A 19,213-nucleotide genomic window follows, 5' to 3' on the forward strand; every position below is an offset into this window, starting at 1 on the left:
AATTTGAGCCTTTTTCTTTTATTCTAAATAGGGAAGTAGGATTGGCAAAACGTATTCTACGAGGAACTTGTTGTAGTTTCTTTTCCGCCATTATTCTACTTACTTTTAATATTTTTTCTGAAAGTTGCGCCAACCAAGTCAATTGCTCTATCACTAAAATAGACTCTTCCATTAAATCTTTAATCTCATTATCATCAGAATAAGTCTTCTTTAACTCATATTCTCTAATATCTTTCAAATAAGTAATACTTAAGTTATAATTCTCAACTACTTCTTCCGAAATTGTATTGGATTGCTCTTGTGACGTAGCTAGATCAAGCAGGTTAATAGTAGTACTTAAGTTCTTATCTACATAATCCATTACAATATTAAAGGCTTCAGAAGCCTTAGTAGTGTGTCTAGATTGTACATATATACCAATAGAAGCAGCTGTCGATAAGAAAGTGTGATTCAATACAGCTAATTCATAGATTTCTGTTCTAAGTTTTTGTTTTGATTTAGGTTCTTGTATCATGCGCTGAAAAGATGCCATTAAATTTCCTATCTCGATGAAAGCATATTTTCTTGCTAGTTTATAAGGCAATTTTGCTTCTCCTTTTTCATTATATAATAGAGTGATTTCTTTTACATACTCTTTATTTGCTTGAACTGATTTAGAAAGATGTGTATTAACGTTTAGAAACTCCCATGACGGCCATAGCAAATAATTTGCACTAAAGGCAAGAAGAGCTCCAATAAACGTATCAATTACTCTATATTGAAGAAGCTCCATAAAATTAGGAGTTAAAATTGCATAAATAAGCACAACATACATGGTTATAAATGTCACACCAATTTTGTAATCAGTATGCGAAAACCAGTAGCCAATTATCATAGCTATTATTGTACAATATGCTATTAAAGTAACATTACTATCTAAAACATAAAGAAGTCCAAAAGCTAATAATCCACCCGCTACTGTACCAATTACACGCTCAAAAGACCTCTTTTTAGTAAGTCCAAAACCAGGACGCATAATCACAACAATAGTTAGTAAAATCCAATAACCGTTTAATAAATTAAAAAAGTTACTGATAATTAAACCAACTAGAATCGTTAAAGTGAGGCGAGTGGCATGTCTAAAAATTGTAGAGGTAAAGTTTAAATTCTCTCTTAAAGTTTCCCAGCGGTAATGTACTGGAGTAAGAAACTTCTCTAGATCTTTGAATCGCTCTTCTACATTAGCATTAAATGCCTTTTCTATAAGAATACGTTCTAGAATATTTATTTTATTAATTTGCCCTTGTGCATAGTGTAAAACGTTAGAAAACATTAAGACAGCTTCTGTTTTTGTATCTGAATTACTTTCTTTTACAAACTCACTAACTTTGATTTGCAATTCTCTTAATTGCTTATTCAAATCTTTCTTAGGCTTGTATTTTAAGCCCATATTTAAAGCTTCTCCAAGCTCTTGAATTGTATATGCTAAGTCAAATGCAAGCTGTTGATAGTCATCTATAATATCTCTACGTTCCTTATACAACTCTCTTAACTTTTTGTGATCAAAAGAAGTAGATACCGCTATTTCTAATATCTCCACTAGTGTAGAAAATGCCACCAATAAGCGTCGGTTATTTGATGAGTTGCCAGTATTAGCCTTATTACGTACTAAATATTCACGTAAGTTTTCATGAACTTCATTCAGCTTGATTTGAATATTTAGCTGTTCTTCAGTTATCTTATTAATATCAGCGTCTTTATTCCACAACTGCGCTCTATACATTAAATACTCAGATGTAAGTGTCATACATTCTGACGCCTGTAGAATTCCATATCTTCTAGGTCTAACAAAGTAGAAAGTAACAGATACTAGCAAGTATAATAACCCTCCTAAAAGAAGCATTAAACAGTGTATCCATAAATCTTGACCCGTATAACTATGTGCTAAACCAAGACTGGCAGCTAATAAACCAGTAAATGATAACATATTAGCACGATGCCCATATACTGACACCATACTTAAAGAAAAAAGAATTAAAACAAAGATTGGATAAAAAAACCAATACCCATGTGTTAACGATAAGACAAGTGTTACTGCAGGTACAGTAAAGGCACCAACTAAAAGTCCTCCTAATTTATCTTTTAGATTACTAGGAATATCAACAGGAGCTGTCAACATAGCTCCTAAAGCAGCTGCAAAAGCCCAGTTAAATTCTTTATAAGGCATTAAAACCAAAAAAGGTATTACTGCTGATATTGTAATTTTTAAGGAATCTGCTAGATGGGAATTGTCAGTGTATTTTCTTGCTTTACTTAGCATATTGGCTTTCTCTTACTAAAATTTTAGACTTCTGTTTTTCAAGATAGCAATATAAAACAAATAAAAGTTCAAAAATAATTTGTGGTATTAATTATTACTATATTTTTCATTAATTTTGCTACTCAATTTTTTTAAAGAAAAATATATAAATCATGATATTATCAATAGTTGGGTATGGTGATCCAGTACTTAGAAAAGTAGGGGAGAACATCACTAGTGAATATCCCAATCTAAAAGAGCTTGTTGAAAATATGTTTGAAACAATGTACTCTGCACATGGTGTAGGTTTAGCTGCACCACAAGTTGGATTACCTATTCGTTTATTTGTAGTTGATGCTGCTCCTTTCTCAGATATGGAAGATATCGAGGAAGAAGAAGCTAAATTTCTTTCTACATTTAAAAAAGCTTTTATAAATGCTAAAATTTTAAAAGAAGAAGGGGAAGAATGGAGTTTTAATGAAGGTTGTTTAAGTATTCCAGACATTCATGAGCCAGTAAAAAGAAAAGAAAAAATCACTATTGAATACTACGATGAGAATTTCGAAAAACACGTAGATGAATTTGATGGTTTAGTTGCAAGAGTTATCCAACATGAATATGATCACATTGAAGGTGTTCTATTTACTGATAAAATTTCTTCGCTAAAGAAAAAGATTATTTCGAAAAAACTAACAAACATTTTGGAAGGAAAAATATTTACAGAGTACAAAATGAAGTTTGCACAAAAAAAAGGTAGATAATTAAATTGGAAATTAATAACTAATTAAGATATTTGCGCATCTTAATGTGAAATTTTAGAAAAAATGAGTTTAGAAAAAGTATTAGCTATTTCAGGAAAACCAGGTTTATATGAGTTATTAGTACAGACTCGTACAGGATTTATTGCTGAATCTTTAGCAGATGGAAAAAAGAGTACAGTAGGTTTAAGAAATAATGTGAGTTTATTATCTGAAATCTCTATTTATACTTACAACGATGAAGTAAAATTATTTGAGGTATTCAAAAATATAGCAACAAAAGAAAATAATGGACCAGCTATTTCTCACAAAGAGGACAATCCAACTTTAGTTGCTTACTTTAGAGAAGTTTTACCTGAGTTTGATGAGGAAAGAGTTTATGTGTCAGATATTAAAAAAGTTTTAAACTGGTATAATATTTTACAAAAAAGAGGAACTATTGCAGAAGCATTTAAAGAAGTTGAGAAAACTGATGATGCGCAATAATTAGCCTATATAAATCAAAGTATTAAATATAAAAAAGCTCGCCTACATTTTGTAAGCGAGCTTTTATTTTATAAATTGTTACAAATAAATTAATAAAATGCATACTAGAGAAGAACAGCTTAAATCCATAGATCGTTTACTTACTATATTAGACGAGTTAAGAGAAAAATGTCCATGGGATAAAAAACAGACTTTTAATTCTTTAAGATCATTGACTTTAGAAGAAGTTTATGAGTTAACAGATAGTATAGAAATTGAAAATTATGATGATTTAAAGAAAGAACTAGGAGATGTTTTAATGCATATCTTTTTTTATGCTAAAATTGGTAGTGAGCAAAATTTATTTGATATAAAAGAAGTTGCAGATAGTATTTCTGATAAATTGATTTTCAGACACCCTCATATCTATAGCGATACAATCGTAAAAGACGAGAACGATGTAGAACAGAATTGGGAGAAATTAAAACTAAAAGAAGGAAATAAATCTGTATTAAGTGGAGTACCAAAAGGGTTACCATCAATAATAAAGGCATATCGCATTCAACAAAAAGCTAGTGGAGTGGGGTTTGACTGGGAAGATAAAAAAGAAGTTTGGAATAAAGTTGAAGAAGAAATCGCTGAGTTCCAATTAGAAGAAAAAGAAAATAATTCTTCTAAGATGGAACAAGAATTTGGCGATATTCTATTTTCACTTATTAACTATGCTAGATTCGTTGGTATTGACCCTGATAAAGCGCTTAGTATGACTAATGATAAGTTTATAAAGAGATTTCAAGAGGTAGAAAAATCAGCTATAAGTAAAGGAAATAGTATAGCAAATCTTTCTAGTGAAGAAATGAACTTGTTTTGGGAAGAAGCAAAGAAAAAACAATAACAGTATCTTTATTAAAAGAAAGAGAGTTCCTTTTAGATTATCTTGACTCATTGAAAAATAAAGATGAGGTATAGAAATTTCATAAAACTAGAAAGATAAGATAACTTCATCTTATTATCGATCATCCCATTCATTAGAGTCATTTTATTTTTAAACTTTTAAAAAATAAATCTTTTAATTATTTAGAAATCTTTTCGAATAGAATTACCTAAAAATGATGTGTGGAATCAAGGATTCCACATTTGCCTTTATCACTATAAAGGATATGATTTTTTCAACAACGCTTCAACAGTTCTTCAAGACTCCTTCAATAATTAGCCTTCTATATAGAGCAATCATGGGAGATTGTTGAAGAACTGTTGAAGGATTTAGCTAGAGTGCTTATAAACACAGGCTTTGGCAAAGCATTCTAATTTTTGACCTAAAAATTATTTATGTGATAACTTGTTGTAATTTAAATAGATATGTTTTTTTAGGATAAAAAAAAGTGATGCAGTTTTTATTTTACTCAAATGGATAAAGTGTTTACAGAAAACCTCATAGCTTATTGATATACAAAGGTTTTATTTAATATAGGAGTCTATTGTAAAGACATAACTAATCTATTAAGTAATTCTAAAATTCTCCTATCATGATTACTTTATTAATGGTATTGCTGGTTTTGATTTTCAAAAGTTTAGAAAACTAAAAAATCTCGATTACTTCATTAAAAAAAGTAACTCCCTTTATTTATCAAATTTTAATTATCTCTCTATTAAAAAAATAATATTCTTATATATATACAAATAAAAAAAACATATTAATAATTGTAAACAAATTTTTATAAAAAATTGGCATAATTATTTCACGATATATATTACAACATAAGAAACATTCTATATATCATGAAAATAAGTAAAGTAACTCATGCTTTACTACTAACTCTTGCTATATTTTCACAGTCTACTTTAGGACAAACTTTAGAAGTGAAAAATAGAGTTTTGCGTGAGTATAATAAAGAGGTTAATGAAGAAATTTCTAGGTATTTAAAGCGTAAATCAAACCAACAAAATAAACACATAGTTAAATATCTTCAAAAAACTAATACTCCTTCTTTTTTTATTGACAAACATGGTGATTATAACGAATTTATAGGAATTAATGAGTTTGGAAATCCTATTTATTATTCAAATCAAAGTGAGAAAGCAGGACGCACGGTTAAAGCCTTTCCTATATTAGCTGGAAATAGATATGGAAACTTTCTGCAAGGCAATAATATTAAAATTGGATTATGGGAGGGAGCTTTACCTTTTGCAGATCACATAGAATTAAAGGACAATATTGAAATTAAAGATGAATTTCCGAATTTTGATCAAGAAACTGAGAGCTTCTATAAAAGTTATCAATATAGACAAAGTCACCCAACACATGTAGCAGGAATCTTAATATCTAGAGGAAAAGATCCTAAAAGTAAAGGAGTTGCAAATAAAGCGACATTAGAGGCATATACTTGGGATAACGATATCGTAGAAATGCATTATGCTGCTAAGAATGGTCTATTACTTTCTAACCATTCCTATGGGGTTACATTATTGAATTATAATGGAGTTTTATTAATTGATAAATTTCTACTAGGAGCCTATCACGGAGGCGCTATTGATGTTGATCTAATTACGTATAATGCCCACAAATACCAACCTGTAATGGCTGCTGGTAATAATAGAGAGGATTTTAGGTCTATCAACAAAGAACATTGGGGATATGATTTATTAACAGGAATGTCTGTTGCAAAAAATATAGTTACAGTTGCTAATATAGACGATAGATCAGTAGATGGGGCAATTATTGTCTCTTCAACATCTAATTTTGGTCCTACTAAAGATTTTAGAATAAAACCTGATATCGCTGCACCAGGAAGTAATATATATTCTACTTATGCACCTCATGATTATGGTCGAAATGAAATACCAATTAATAATTTATATGGTAAAAAGTCAGGGACATCTATGGCAACTCCTGTAGTTACTGGAGTTTTTGCACTATGGCAACAATGGGCTATTGAAAATTTAAAAATGCCTCTAAATTCATCTTCACTACGCGCTTTAATGGCGCATACCGCTACACCAATTAGAGTATATAAATGTAAGATTGTTCCTCGTGGTCCAAATCCTATGGTAGGTTGGGGGGTTATTAATGCAAAAAAAGGAGTTGAAGTGTTGCAATATAGCACTAAGTCTAAAAGTTTGCTTTTAGAGGGAACCTTAAATAATAGTGAAGTTATCGAATTCGAAATAGAAGGGGATGAGGATTTTAATGATGTTACAGCTACTTTAGCATGGACAGATCCACCTGGTGAATTAGACTATGAAGGAATTGTAAATAGAAGATATAATAAAGCATTAGTTAACGATTTAGATATGAGGATAATTGTTGATCAAGAGGTTTATAGTCCGTGGTATTTAAATAAAAACTTTAATGACTTTACTGCCAAGACTGGAGATAATGATGTTGATAATATTGAAAAAATAGAAATAGAGTACATGCAAAAAAAGAACTTTAAAGTAAAAATCTCTCACAAAGGTACTTTACATGACCTTAAGCAGCACTTTTCACTAATTATATCATCTGATAAAAATGTTTCTTTTAAAATAATTTCGAATAGTATTAAATCACAACAAGCAGAAGTCTACCTATGGCCAAATCCTAGTTTAGGAATCTTAAATTTCGAAAATATTAAAGATGGCAACTTTAATCTATCTATTTATAGCGCAAGTGGTAAACTCATGTTTGATAAAAATTTAGCATCAGCAAAGGATATTGATATCTCACATTTTTTGCCCGGTACATATCTTATTAAGATTAAAACAAGTGACTTATCTAAGAGTTTTAAAATTATTAAAAAATAAAAAAGTCGGGCAAAGTTATATTTGCCCGACTTCATATTAAATTATTAATCTCTATGTTTACTTAAATCTACTTCTTTTAATGGTATTTTTTTAGTTTTAAAACGAAACTTGTGATAAAAGTAAAAGAATAAGAAAAATGGTATTCCCATATAAGTAATCATAATTCCTTTCCAATCAAAAACACCTTCGAAAATAAGCTGTGAGTCTTGCCCAATAATAACCAAAATACAAAGTATTAATGCTAAGATAGGTCCAAATGGAAACCATTTTGCTTTATAGACTAAATCCTTCACATCTTTACCTTGTAAGACATAAGCTCTTCGAAATCTATAATGACTTATGGCTATTCCTAGCCAAGCTATAAAACCAGTAAGTCCGGATGCTGCTAATACATAATCTACAGCATTTTCAAAATTAGCTTGTATAATAAAAATAACTAAAACGATTAAAGCGGTAGCTAATAGTGCAAAAACAGGTACTCCGTTTTTATTAGTTCCTGAAAAAAGTTTAAATGCCATTCCTTCTTTTCCCATTGCATAAAGCATACGAGTAGAGGCATACATTCCAGAATTTCCAGCTGATAAAATTGAAGTCAATATTACTGCATTCATTAATGCTGCAGCAAATGCCCAATGTGCTTTTTCAAATACTAATGTAAAAGGAGATTTTGCTACTTCAGAAACATCTGCTCCAAGTAATTGCGGACTTGTGTATGGAATAATCATACCAATAACAAATATTGCTAAAATATAGAAAATTAATATTCGCCAAAACACTTGCTTAATTGCTTTAGGAATATTCTTTTCTGGATTTTCTGACTCTCCTGCTGTAATACCTATTAATTCAGTACCTTGAAACGAGAAACCTGCTATAAGAAAAACACCCAATATACTTAAGAATTTGCCTGAAAAACCTTTTCCAACTAACGGAGCTTGGTCCAGTGTAAAATTTTTAAAACCAATATATTCACCACCTAATATCCCGAAAATAGTCAATAAACCAACAATTAAAAAGATAATAACAGTAACTACTTTAATAAAAGCAAACCAATATTCAGATTCACCATAAGCTTTTACAGATAGCATATTAAGTGAAAGTATAATTCCAAAAAATAACATACTCCAACCCCAAGTAGGTATAACAGTCATTGGCTCCCAATAAGATATAACAATCGCAGCAATAGAAACATCAACAGCAACAGTAATTACCCAATTAAACCAATAGTTCCAACCTAATGCAAAACCAAATGACGGATCTACAAATCTAGCAGCATAGGTGCTAAATGATCCAGAAACGGGTAAATAAGTAGCCATCTCTCCTAATGAAGTCATCAAAAAATAGACCATTAAACCAATAGCAGCATAAGCTATCAATGCTCCACCAGGTCCAGCTGACCGGATAGCTTCTCCACTTGCCATGAATAAACCGGTTCCGATACAGCCTCCAATTGCTATCATTGAAAGATGTCTTGCTTTTAATCCTCTAACTACTTTTGTATTTTTTTGCTCCATTAAACTTTAAAATTTGACGGCAAAGGTAAAAATAAAAGCACACTAACCAATGTATTTAATTCAATAAAATATTGAAAATACTAAAAATAATAGTTATTTATAAGTAAAAAATATAAATTTAATGTAAATAAGATTTGATTTTAATTTTAAAAACATAAATATAATTCTAATAAATGTAAGGTGGAGAAACAAATATTCGGAGAACTTATCTTTAATCCGAATATAATTTGTTTTACACAAATTATTCCAAAAGAAAAGATTTGTTTTCATAATAAACATATATAAAGACAAATCAATATTCGGTCAACAAAACATATTTCTTAAAGTATTGTTGAGTAGATGTTCAGCAAGTATGAAAGAAATATAACGCTATTATAACTTTAAATCCTATATAAAATAAATGTAATATGCTTAAAATTAAGATATTATATAATTATCTATTGCTAATTAAAAAGAATAGTAAACGTTAATTTTATTTGGCAGATAGATAGAAGCATAAGATTGTACGTTTAAGTTCTTACTTATTTTGTATGTAATTCAATTAAGGCAATTATACCCTCGTATATAACATTTAGTCCCACACAAAAGGTAAAAAAAGCACACATCTTATTTATTACTTGAGCACCACTTGTACCGATGCGTTTAGTTATATTAAATGCCTGATGCGTAAAAATATAAAGCATTACGCAACACAAAATTATTGCTATAAAAATAGAGGAGAAGTTAACTATTGTTGTTTCTATTTCTTTACTAAATGAACTAGCCGCTAAGGCAAATATTACAGATATTGTACCAGCATCAATGACAATAGGAAAGGTAAGAGGGTAAAATAATTTGTTCTTTATATAAGAACCTGCAGTCAAATCTTGTTCAGGTTTATCTTTTGTTTCTGGTTTGTCAGCTAATAAATTTAATGCTGTTTTACATATTAAAAATCCTCCACCAACTTGTATTATAGGAATTGATAAGTGAAAGATCATTAAGATTAATTGTCCTAATAATAAACAAACTACACATAAAAAAAAGGAATAGTAAACTAACGTTTTTGTGGAGATATATCTTTGCTCTTTAGATAGAGTACTAAAAAATGAATTAATGATAAAGGCTATGCCTATTGGATTAACAACAGGGAATAATGTCATAAAGGCACTTAATGTTTGCTGAAAAAAAGATTGAAAAATACTCATCTACTATTTTTAAACGATTTATATGTACATTTTACTTATTACAAAAGTAATGCTTGTATAAATATATAACTCCAAAAATCACATTTTTATTAAAGAATTCATTGATAAATAATAATTTTTAAAACTAATAATAACTGTACTTAATTATTTGGAAAAGAATGGTATTATAGTTGTTGGTGTTAACAAAAAATACATGGATCATGAACTTTTAAGCATTATAAAATTAGAAGAATCCCTTGGAAAGTTGTATTTTTGCCAAGTTTTATTCTTAACAACACAACAAATAGACGACTAAATGAAACAGACTAAGTATATTTTCGTTACAGGAGGAGTTACTTCATCTTTAGGGAAAGGTATTATTGCAGCTTCCCTTGCAAAATTACTGCAAGCAAGAGGTTACTCTGCTACTATTCAAAAATTTGATCCATATATTAATGTTGATCCTGGGACGTTAAATCCTTATGAACATGGTGAATGTTTTGTAACCAATGATGGTGCTGAAACAGATTTAGATTTAGGTCATTATGAAAGATTTTTAAATGTTCCTACTTCTCAAGCAAATAATGTAACTACTGGTAGAGTTTATCTTTCAGTTATTGAAAAAGAAAGACGTGGAGAATTTTTAGGAAAAACTGTTCAAGTAGTTCCTCATATTACTAATGAGATTAAAGAGCGTATGCAATTGCTTGGCAAATCTGGTGAATATGACATAGTTATTACAGAAATTGGTGGTACTGTTGGGGATATTGAATCTCTTCCATATATTGAATCAGTGAGACAATTGTTATGGGAATTAGGTGATAATAATGCAATCGTTGTTCATCTTACATTAGTACCTTATTTAGCTGCAGCAGGAGAGTTAAAAACTAAACCTACGCAACATTCAGTTAAAACTTTAATGGAAAGTGGTATAAAAGCTGATATTCTTGTATGTAGAACAGAGCATAATTTAAGTTCTGAGATACGTCAAAAATTAGCTCAGTTTTGTAATGTTAAGCCAGAAGCGGTTATTCAATCTATCGATGCTGAAACTATTTATGACGTTCCTAATTTAATGTTAGAAGAAGGTTTAGATAAAGTAGCGCTTAAAAAATTGGAATTACCTGAAAAGAAAACGCCAGATTTAGTTAAATGGAATGAATTTTTACATAAACTTAAAAATCCAAAGCATGTTGTTAATATTGGATTAGTTGGGAAATATGTAGAATTACAAGATAGCTACAAATCTATTTTAGAAGCGCTAGTTCATGGAGGAGCAGAGAATCAATCTAAAGTAAATATAATTTCAATTCAATCAGACCATATTACAGCTAACAACGTCATTGAGAAATTAAAGAATTTAGACGGAATATTAGTTGCTCCTGGATTTGGTTCAAGAGGAATAGAAGGAAAAATAGAAACAGTTAAATATGCAAGAGAGAATAATATTCCTTTCTTAGGAATATGTTTAGGTATGCAAATGGCTGTTATAGAATATGCGAGAAACGTATTAAAATTTGCAGGAGCAAATACAACAGAAGTAAACGAAAGTACTCAATATCCAGTTATTACATTTATGGAAGATCAGAAGAATATTACTGATAAAGGAGGTACAATGCGTTTAGGTGGTTGGGACTGTAAATTAAAAGAAGGTTCTAAAGCATTTGAGATTTATGGAGAAAGTTTAATTAATGAACGTCATCGCCATAGATATGAATTCAATAATCAATATTTAGAAGATTTCGAAAAAGGAGGATTAAATACTTCAGGATGGAATCCTGAGACAGGACTAATAGAAATAGTAGAATTAGATACACATCCATTTTTTGTAGGTGTACAATTCCACCCAGAGTATAAAAGTACTGTAGCAAAACCACATCCTCTTTTTGTGAGTTTTGTAAAAGCAGCGATTGAAAATAAAACTAAATAAGTTTTTAGGTAAGTCGCTCTTAAATTATAGAGTAAATTTCAAAACATTTGATCAATTACAAGTTAAGTAATGGAAGGAAAAAAATTAGATCGTAACAGCATTGTCGGCTTTATTATTATTGCTGGTTTGCTTATTTGGATGATGTTAAACAATATCAACAAAGAGCAAGATGCTATGAAAAAAGATGCTGAACAAGCACAGAAGGAAGTAGTTGAAAAAACTGATGTAGTTAGTACAGAAAAGATCGCTGATGAAGGAGTTCAAAATGATTCTCTAGTAAGCGAATCATTGCGTGCTAAATTAGGTCAATTTGCTTATAGTGCGACATTGCCATCTGCTCAAGGAGGAAGTACAGAACTTAAAAGTGAAAAATTAACTCTTGTTATAAACAATAAAGGTGGTTATCTAAGCGAAGTTCAAATCAACAATAATAAGAGATTTAGTAAATCTTCAAATGAGATTGTTTCTTTGATTAAAGATAATAATTCAAGTTTTAATTTAGAATTACATACTACTGACAATCGCGTTATAAATACTAAAGATTTATATTTTGAACCTCAATTGAGTACTGAAGGTGAAAATCAAGTATTGTCAATGCGTTTAAAAGCGTCTGAAAATCAATTTTTAGAATTCCGTTATGTACTGAAACCTAACGACTATATGTTAGACTTTGTAATTCGTTCACAAGGTTTAAGCAAAATTATTGATTTATCTAAAACACCTGAATTAAACTGGGATTTAGAAGCATATGTAAACGAAAAAAGTGTAGCCTATGAAAATAGATATACTCGTTTATATTATGAATATGAAAACGGAAAAGATAACGATTTAAGTGCTACAAGTAAGTCAGATGAAAAAACAGTAAAAGATGTTTCTTATATTGCTTATAAACAACACTTTTTCTCATCAATTTTGTTGACTAGTAAACCTTTTTCTACTGCAAGTTTAGTTTCTAAAAACCTTGTTTTAGATGAGAAAGTAGATACTTTATTCACTAAAGACTTTGCTAGTACAATGCCATTAGAATTTACTGCTGGTGAATTGAACTATGATATGAATTGGTATTTTGGTCCTTCTGACTATAAAATATTAAAATCATACGGTAAAAACTTAGATAATATTGTTCCATTAGGTTGGGGAATATTTGGTTGGTTAAATAGATTCTTATTTATTCCAGTGTTTGGCGTATTAAGTTCTTTCTTACCATACGGTATTGCAATTATAGTATTAACTGTATTGGTTAGATTATTGATTTCTCCATTGACTTATAAATCTTATTTATCTCAAGCTAAGATGAAAGCTATTCGTCCAGAAGTTACAGAGATTAACGAGAAATATAAAAACGATCCAATGAAGAAACAACAAGAAACGATGAATTTGTATTCAAAAGCAGGTGTGAATCCTATGGCAGGATGTATACCAGCAATATTACAGATTCCTATTTTCTATTCGTTGTTCCAATTCTTCCCATCAGCTTTTGATTTACGTCAGAAAAGCTTCTTATGGGCAGATGACTTGTCATCATATGACTCTGTTTTACATTTACCTTTTAGTATTCCATTCTATGGTAATCACGTAAGTTTATTCCCATTATTAGCTTCTATAGCAATTTTCATTTATATGAAAATGACAACAGGAGATCAACAAATGGCGCAGCCTCAACAAGAAGGGATGCCTGATATGGGTAAATTGATGAAAGTAATGATTTATATTTCTCCTTTGATGATGTTATTCTTCTTTAATAACTACGCATCAGGATTGAGTTTATACTATTTTATTTCAAACTCTATTACAATTGGAATTATGTATGTTATTAAAAACCATATTGTAAAAGAAGATAAAATTCACGCTATTATTGCAGAAAACAAAACAAAGAAAAAACCGAAAGGAAGATTCCAAAAGATGATGGAGCAAGCTCAAGAGCAACAAAGATTGAAAGAGCAGCAAAAAAATAAATAATTGATTTCAATATAAAAAAGGTTCACTAAATAGTGAACCTTTTTTTGTGGTCAAAGATTAAATAAAGACTAACATGGTATTCTAAATATTTATTAAGGTTAAAGCTTTATAAAAAGCTTATGTATTACTTTTATATTATTGTATTTTTACAGCTTATTTTTATCGAAAGGATATTTTATGAAAAGAGTAGTAGTAGGTCTTTCAGGAGGAGTGGACTCTAGTGTAGCCGCTTATCTACTAAAAGAACAAGGATATGAAGTTATCGGATTATTTATGAAGAATTGGCACGATGATACAGTGACCATTTCTAATGAATGTCCATGGTTAGAAGATAGTAATGATGCTTTAATGGTTGCTGAGAAGTTAGGAATTCCCTTCCAGACAGTTGATTTGAGCGAGCAATATAAGGAGAAGATTGTAGATTATATGTTCAATGAATATGAAAACGGTCGTACTCCAAACCCAGATGTTTTATGTAATAGAGAGATTAAGTTTGATGTTTTCATGAAAATTGCATTAAGCTTAGGAGCGGATTACGTTGCTACTGGACATTATTGTCGAAAAGAAGAAGAAGTTATTACAAATGAAGATGGTACACAACAGACAGTTTACAAGTTGTTAGCAGGAGTTGACCCTAATAAGGATCAATCTTACTTTTTGTGTCAATTATCGCAAGAGCAATTAGCTAAATCTTTATTTCCTGTTGGAGAGTTATTAAAACCTCAAGTAAGAGAAATAGCAACTAAAATGAACTTAATAACTGCTGATAAAAAAGACTCTCAAGGATTATGTTTTATTGGAAAAGTTCGTTTACCGGAATTTTTACAACAACAATTAAAACCAAAAGATGGTTTTATCTATGAGATTCCTAAAGAAGCTGAAATTTTTAACACTCAAAAAGATTTATCATCTTTAAGTTTAGAAGAGCAACTTTTTGAAGAAGCTAAATCATATACTTATAATCCATCTATGGGTAAAAAAGTGGGGGAACATTATGGAGCACACTTCTTTACAATCGGTCAACGAAAAGGATTAAATGTAGGAGGAACGGCAGAACCTTTATTTATTATTGCAACTGATGTAAAAGAGAATATCATTTATACAGGACAAGGAAATCAACATCCAGGATTATTTCATAAGGCTTTATTTGTTAAAGAGGATGAAATACATTGGATAAGAGAAGATATGGTTTTGCAAGCAGGGGAAACAATGTCTATATTAGCGCGTATAAGATATCGTCAACCATTACAAAAAGCAACCTTATATAAGATGCAAGATGGAATGTATGTCCGATTTGAGGAACCTCAATCAGCTATTACTGAAGGACAATTCGTTTCTTGGCATATAGGAGAAGAACTTATAGGTTCGGGGGTAATATCTAAAGTTTAACTAATTAATCAAGACAATGAATAGAATAAAATCTCTTTTTAATATTAAGTATCCTATTATTCAAGGAGGAATGATATGGAATAGTGGCTATAAGCTTGCCAGTGCAGTAAGTAATGCAGGTGGATTAGGACTAATTGGTGCAGGATCAATGTATCCAGAAGTTTTAAGAGAGCATATCCAAAAGTGTAAAAAAGCTACAAATAAACCTTTTGGCGTAAATGTTCCAATGCTTTACCCTAATATTGAAGAGATAATGAATATCATTGTTGAAGAAGGAATTAAAATTGTATTTACTTCAGCAGGTAATCCAAAAACCTGGACTTCATTTTTAAAAGAAAACGGTATCACAGTTGTACATGTAGTAAGTTCATCAAAATTCGCACTAAAAGCTCAGGAAGCAGGAGTAGACGCTATAGTTGCAGAAGGATTTGAAGCAGGAGGTCATAATGGAAGAGAAGAGACAACAACATTGACTTTAATACCCATGGTCAGAGAAAAAATTAATATTCCATTAATAGCAGCTGGTGGTATAGCTTCAGGGCGCGGAATGTTAGCAGCAATGGTACTTGGAGCAGATGGAGTACAGATGGGTACTAGATTTGTCGCCTCTGTAGAAAGTTCAGCGCATAATAAATTCAAAGAATTAGTAGTTAATACTAATGAAGGAGATACTATGGTAAGTCTAAAAGAGCTTGCTCCAGTTCGTTTAATTAAAAATGAATTTTATAATGGTTTACTTGATGTTTATGCTAATAACCCAACAATTGAAGAATTAAAAGAGTATTTAGGAAGAGGTAGATCAAAAAAAGGAATGTTTGAAGGAGACTTAATTAATGGTGAATTAGAAATAGGACAAATAGCAGGTTTATTAAAAAAAGTAGATACTGTCGAAAATATAATCAAGGAAATTATCAAAGAATTTGAGTATGCTAAAAACAATATCTTAAATCTTTAAAAATAGTTCCAAAATACATAAAAGTCATATATTGTTTTTTTATTAAAAATAATGTATGACTTTTTGTAATATATGAAGAATATTATATATTTAAGAACTAAGAATAGAACAACTTTAAAAAAACACTACTAAACCATGAGTTATTATAAAATAGATAATTTAGAACAATACTTTAAACATTATAAAAAATCAGTTCGAGAACCTAGAAAATTCTGGAGCAAAATAGCAGAAGAGAATTTTGTTTGGTATCAAGTTTGGGATAAGGTATTCGAATTTGATATGGAAGAGTCAAAATTTCAATGGTTCATTAATGCTAAACTTAATATAGTTAAGAATTGTGTTGATAGACATCTTGCTAAAAGAGGTGAGAAATCAGCTATTATTTTTGAACCAAATAATCCAGAAGAGGAAGCTCAGAACATTACATATAACGATTTATACAACCGCGTAAGCAAATTGGCAAATGTCCTAAAAGATCAAGGAGTTAAAAAAGGGGATAGGGTATGTATTTATTTACCAATGATACCAGAACTTGCTGGCTCTATGTTAGCATGTGCTAGAATTGGTGCAATTCACAGCGTTATATTTGCAGGATTTTCATCTTCAGCAGTGGCTAAGCGTATAAATGATGCAGAGTGTAAATATGTAATTACTTCTGATGGTAGTTTTAGAGGTAGCAAAACAATTCCTTTAAAACCAATTATTGATGAAGCACTAGAATCTAGTCCTAGTGTTGAAAAAGTACTAGTTGTAAAAAGAACTGGTATAGAAACAAAAATGAAAGCAAGTAGAGATCTTTGGTTGGAACCTTTATTAGAAGAAGCTTCAAATAATCACGTAGCTCAGGTAATGGATGCAGAAGACCCACTATTTATACTTTATACCTCTGGATCTACAGGTACACCAAAAGGAATGGTACATACTACTGCAGGATATATGGTTCAGACAGCCTATTCTTTTAGAAATATTTTTGATTACAAAGAGGAAGATATCTTCTGGTGTACTGCAGATTGTGGGTGGATTACTGGGCACTCTTATATTATTTATGGTCCCTTGTTAAATGGTGCGACTACAGTGATGTTTGAAGGTGTGCCTTCTTATCCTACACCTAGTAGATTTTGGGATATCATCGATAAATATAAAGTAACTCAATTTTATACTGCTCCAACAGCAATTCGCTCTTTAATGACTGAAGATTATAGCTACGTAAATTCACACGATTTATCAAGTTTGAGAGTCATTGGTTCCGTTGGAGAACCAATAAACGAGGAAGCATGGCACTGGTATAATGACCATGTAGGAAAGAAAAAATGCCCTATCGTGGATACTTGGTGGCAAACTGAAACTGGAAGTATTCTTATTTCACCATTACCATTTATAACGCCAACTAAACCAACTTATGCAACTTTACCTTTACCAGGTATACAAGCTGTATTAATGGATGATAAAAGAAATGAGATTGAAGATAATCAAATTGATGGTGCGTTATGTGTAAAATTCCCTTGGCCATCATTGGCTAGAACTATTTGGAATGATCATGAACGTTATAAAGAAACATATTTTTCTAAGTTTCCTGGAAAATACTTTACTGGCGATAATGCTTTAAGAGATGAAGTAGGGTACTACCGTATCACAGGTAGAGCAGATGATGTTGTAATTGTTTCAGGACATAATTTAGGAACGGCACCAATAGAAGATGCCATTAATGAACATCCAGCTATTGCAGAAAGTGCTGTTGTAGGATATAAACACGAAATAAAAGGTAATGCACTTTATGGATTCATAACTTTAAAAGTGGAAGGGGAAACTCGTGACAAAGAGAATCTTAAAAGAGAAATTAATCAATATATTTCTAGTCACATTGGACCAATTGCTAAGTTAGATAAGATACAATTTGTCGATAGTTTACCTAAAACAAGATCTGGTAAAATTATGCGACGTATTTTACGTTCAATAGCTAATGGTGAAACAAAAGATTTTGGAGATGTATCAACATTGATAAATCCTGAAACTATTCAGAATATAATTGAACACAAAATATAATCAAAAAGACAATGAAAAAGCAATTATACTAATATATAATTGCTTTTTTGCCTTATATTACTAAAAATCAATAATATATATTATGTGAAATAGGAAAATTATCAATATTATTAACTTTATAATAGGTGAGTGGAGTCATCTAAAAATAAAGTATCAATCCAATCGAAATACAAGCAAACACAAGCCCTAAAAGATTTCTTTTAGATAATGATTCTTGAAACCCAAAGTACCCAATTAAAGTACCTAATATTATTACTCCAAAATTCATTCCTGCAAATACTGTTGTAGGGTTGCTAGCAAATTCTTGATGAGCTTTCATATAAAATAAAATATTTATAAGATTTAAGGCACCTAATAACAATCCAAAACTTAATGAGTATTTGTTAATTAAAAAAAGTTTTTGTTTTCTTATTAATCGATTAATAAAATAATAAAGAATTGATATTGTAAATGCTAAGAAAAATACATAAAACAAACTACTTGTATAGGGGATAAAACTATATAGGGCTAGCTTTTTAAAATATATATCAATAATTCCAAAACCTAAAAACACAAGTAAAGGATAAATAGATTGGCTTTTACTTAGTCTATTACTTTCAATATTTTTTTTATTAATGATAAAATAAACAGATAGCAATCCTAATGCTAAAGCAAAATATCTTAATAGGCTAATATTTTCCTTAAATAAAAAAAATTGCTGCTAATATTGGAATAAACAATGACATTCTTTGAGCAATATCAGTTTTGATTATCCCTGAATTCAAAATAGATCTATATTGTATGATAAATAAAAGAGGTAATAGGATCCCTAAAGTTATAACTGTATTGTAAGGTAAATTAGCTGGAATATTTTTAATATCCACATTAAAAATAAAATAAGAAAGACTAGCTGTCACAATATAATTTAATATCACCATTTGTAGAATATCTACAGAATAATTTTTAGCAAACTTAAATAGGACACCTACAGAAACACTTC

13 protein-coding genes and 1 pseudogene are annotated in these 19,213 nt (G+C 30.1%); 9 read left to right on the forward strand and 5 right to left on the reverse strand.

Annotated features, from left to right (window positions below):
• The coding region (locus tag RH98_RS11170) for an FUSC family protein (RefSeq protein WP_010254725.1) at positions 1 to 2,299 on the reverse strand (2,299 nt) is incomplete at its 3' end.
• A gap of 152 nt (positions 2,300 to 2,451) precedes the next feature.
• Here RH98_RS11170 and def point away from each other — a divergent pair.
• The 4 genes from def (at position 2,452) to RH98_RS11190 (ending at position 7,281) form a co-directional block, all read left to right on the forward strand.
• Complete coding sequence (gene def, locus RH98_RS11175) at positions 2,452 to 3,039, forward strand: peptide deformylase (protein WP_010254728.1); 588 nt, start codon at positions 2,452 to 2,454, stop codon at positions 3,037 to 3,039.
• 63 nt (positions 3,040 to 3,102) lie between these two features.
• Complete coding sequence (locus tag RH98_RS11180; RefSeq protein WP_010254731.1) at positions 3,103 to 3,522, forward strand: DUF5606 family protein; 420 nt, start codon at positions 3,103 to 3,105, stop codon at positions 3,520 to 3,522.
• Positions 3,523 to 3,619: 97 nt separating this feature from the next.
• Positions 3,620 to 4,396 carry a nucleoside triphosphate pyrophosphohydrolase gene (gene mazG / locus RH98_RS11185; RefSeq protein ID WP_010254733.1) on the forward strand — a complete coding sequence of 259 codons (777 nt, stop codon included), beginning with the start codon at positions 3,620 to 3,622 and terminating at the stop codon, positions 4,394 to 4,396.
• A gap of 884 nt (positions 4,397 to 5,280) precedes the next feature.
• Complete coding sequence (locus RH98_RS11190) at positions 5,281 to 7,281, forward strand: S8 family peptidase (RefSeq protein ID WP_010254735.1); 2,001 nt, start codon at positions 5,281 to 5,283, stop codon at positions 7,279 to 7,281.
• Positions 7,282 to 7,325: 44 nt separating this feature from the next.
• Here the strand turns inward: RH98_RS11190 and RH98_RS11195 are convergent, their stop codons facing one another.
• Positions 7,326 to 8,792 (reverse strand): amino acid permease, encoded by a 1,467-nt coding sequence (locus tag RH98_RS11195; RefSeq protein ID WP_010254737.1) that lies wholly within the window; start codon positions 8,790 to 8,792, stop codon positions 7,326 to 7,328.
• A 521-nt stretch (positions 8,793 to 9,313) separates the two neighbouring features.
• The gene (locus tag RH98_RS11200) at positions 9,314 to 9,979 is read right to left on the reverse strand and encodes a MarC family protein (protein ID WP_010254738.1); all 666 of its coding nucleotides are present in this window, start codon (positions 9,977 to 9,979) and stop codon (positions 9,314 to 9,316) included.
• A gap of 295 nt (positions 9,980 to 10,274) precedes the next feature.
• Between RH98_RS11200 and pyrG the strand changes: the two genes are divergently transcribed.
• The 5 genes from pyrG (at position 10,275) to acs (ending at position 18,234) form a co-directional block, all read left to right on the forward strand.
• Positions 10,275 to 11,888, forward strand: a complete 1,614-nt coding sequence (gene pyrG, locus RH98_RS11205; RefSeq protein ID WP_010254741.1) for a CTP synthase — start codon at positions 10,275 to 10,277, stop codon at positions 11,886 to 11,888.
• Between the two features lie 69 nt (positions 11,889 to 11,957).
• A complete protein-coding gene (gene yidC, locus RH98_RS11210) occupies positions 11,958 to 13,847 on the forward strand; it encodes a membrane protein insertase YidC (RefSeq protein WP_010254744.1) in 1,890 nt (629 codons plus the stop codon).
• Between the two features lie 177 nt (positions 13,848 to 14,024).
• A complete protein-coding gene (gene mnmA, locus RH98_RS11215) occupies positions 14,025 to 15,236 on the forward strand; it encodes a tRNA 2-thiouridine(34) synthase MnmA (protein ID WP_010254747.1) in 1,212 nt (403 codons plus the stop codon).
• Positions 15,237 to 15,252: 16 nt separating this feature from the next.
• The gene (locus tag RH98_RS11220) at positions 15,253 to 16,191 is read left to right on the forward strand and encodes an NAD(P)H-dependent flavin oxidoreductase (protein ID WP_010254749.1); all 939 of its coding nucleotides are present in this window, start codon (positions 15,253 to 15,255) and stop codon (positions 16,189 to 16,191) included.
• A gap of 135 nt (positions 16,192 to 16,326) precedes the next feature.
• Complete coding sequence (gene acs, locus RH98_RS11225; protein WP_010254752.1) at positions 16,327 to 18,234, forward strand: acetate--CoA ligase; 1,908 nt, start codon at positions 16,327 to 16,329, stop codon at positions 18,232 to 18,234.
• A gap of 139 nt (positions 18,235 to 18,373) precedes the next feature.
• On the opposite strand, the gene RH98_RS16075 is transcribed toward acs, so the two are convergent.
• Positions 18,374 to 18,553 (reverse strand): hypothetical protein, encoded by a 180-nt coding sequence (locus RH98_RS16075; protein ID WP_237717535.1) that lies wholly within the window; start codon positions 18,551 to 18,553, stop codon positions 18,374 to 18,376.
• Positions 18,554 to 18,914: 361 nt separating this feature from the next.
• Positions 18,915 to 19,213: pseudogene (locus RH98_RS16080) on the reverse strand (EamA/RhaT family transporter); the annotation flags it as partial.

The sequence above is a fragment of the Myroides injenensis M09-0166 genome (genome assembly GCF_000246945.1).
Classification (GTDB): domain Bacteria; phylum Bacteroidota; class Bacteroidia; order Flavobacteriales; family Flavobacteriaceae; genus Flavobacterium; species Flavobacterium injenense.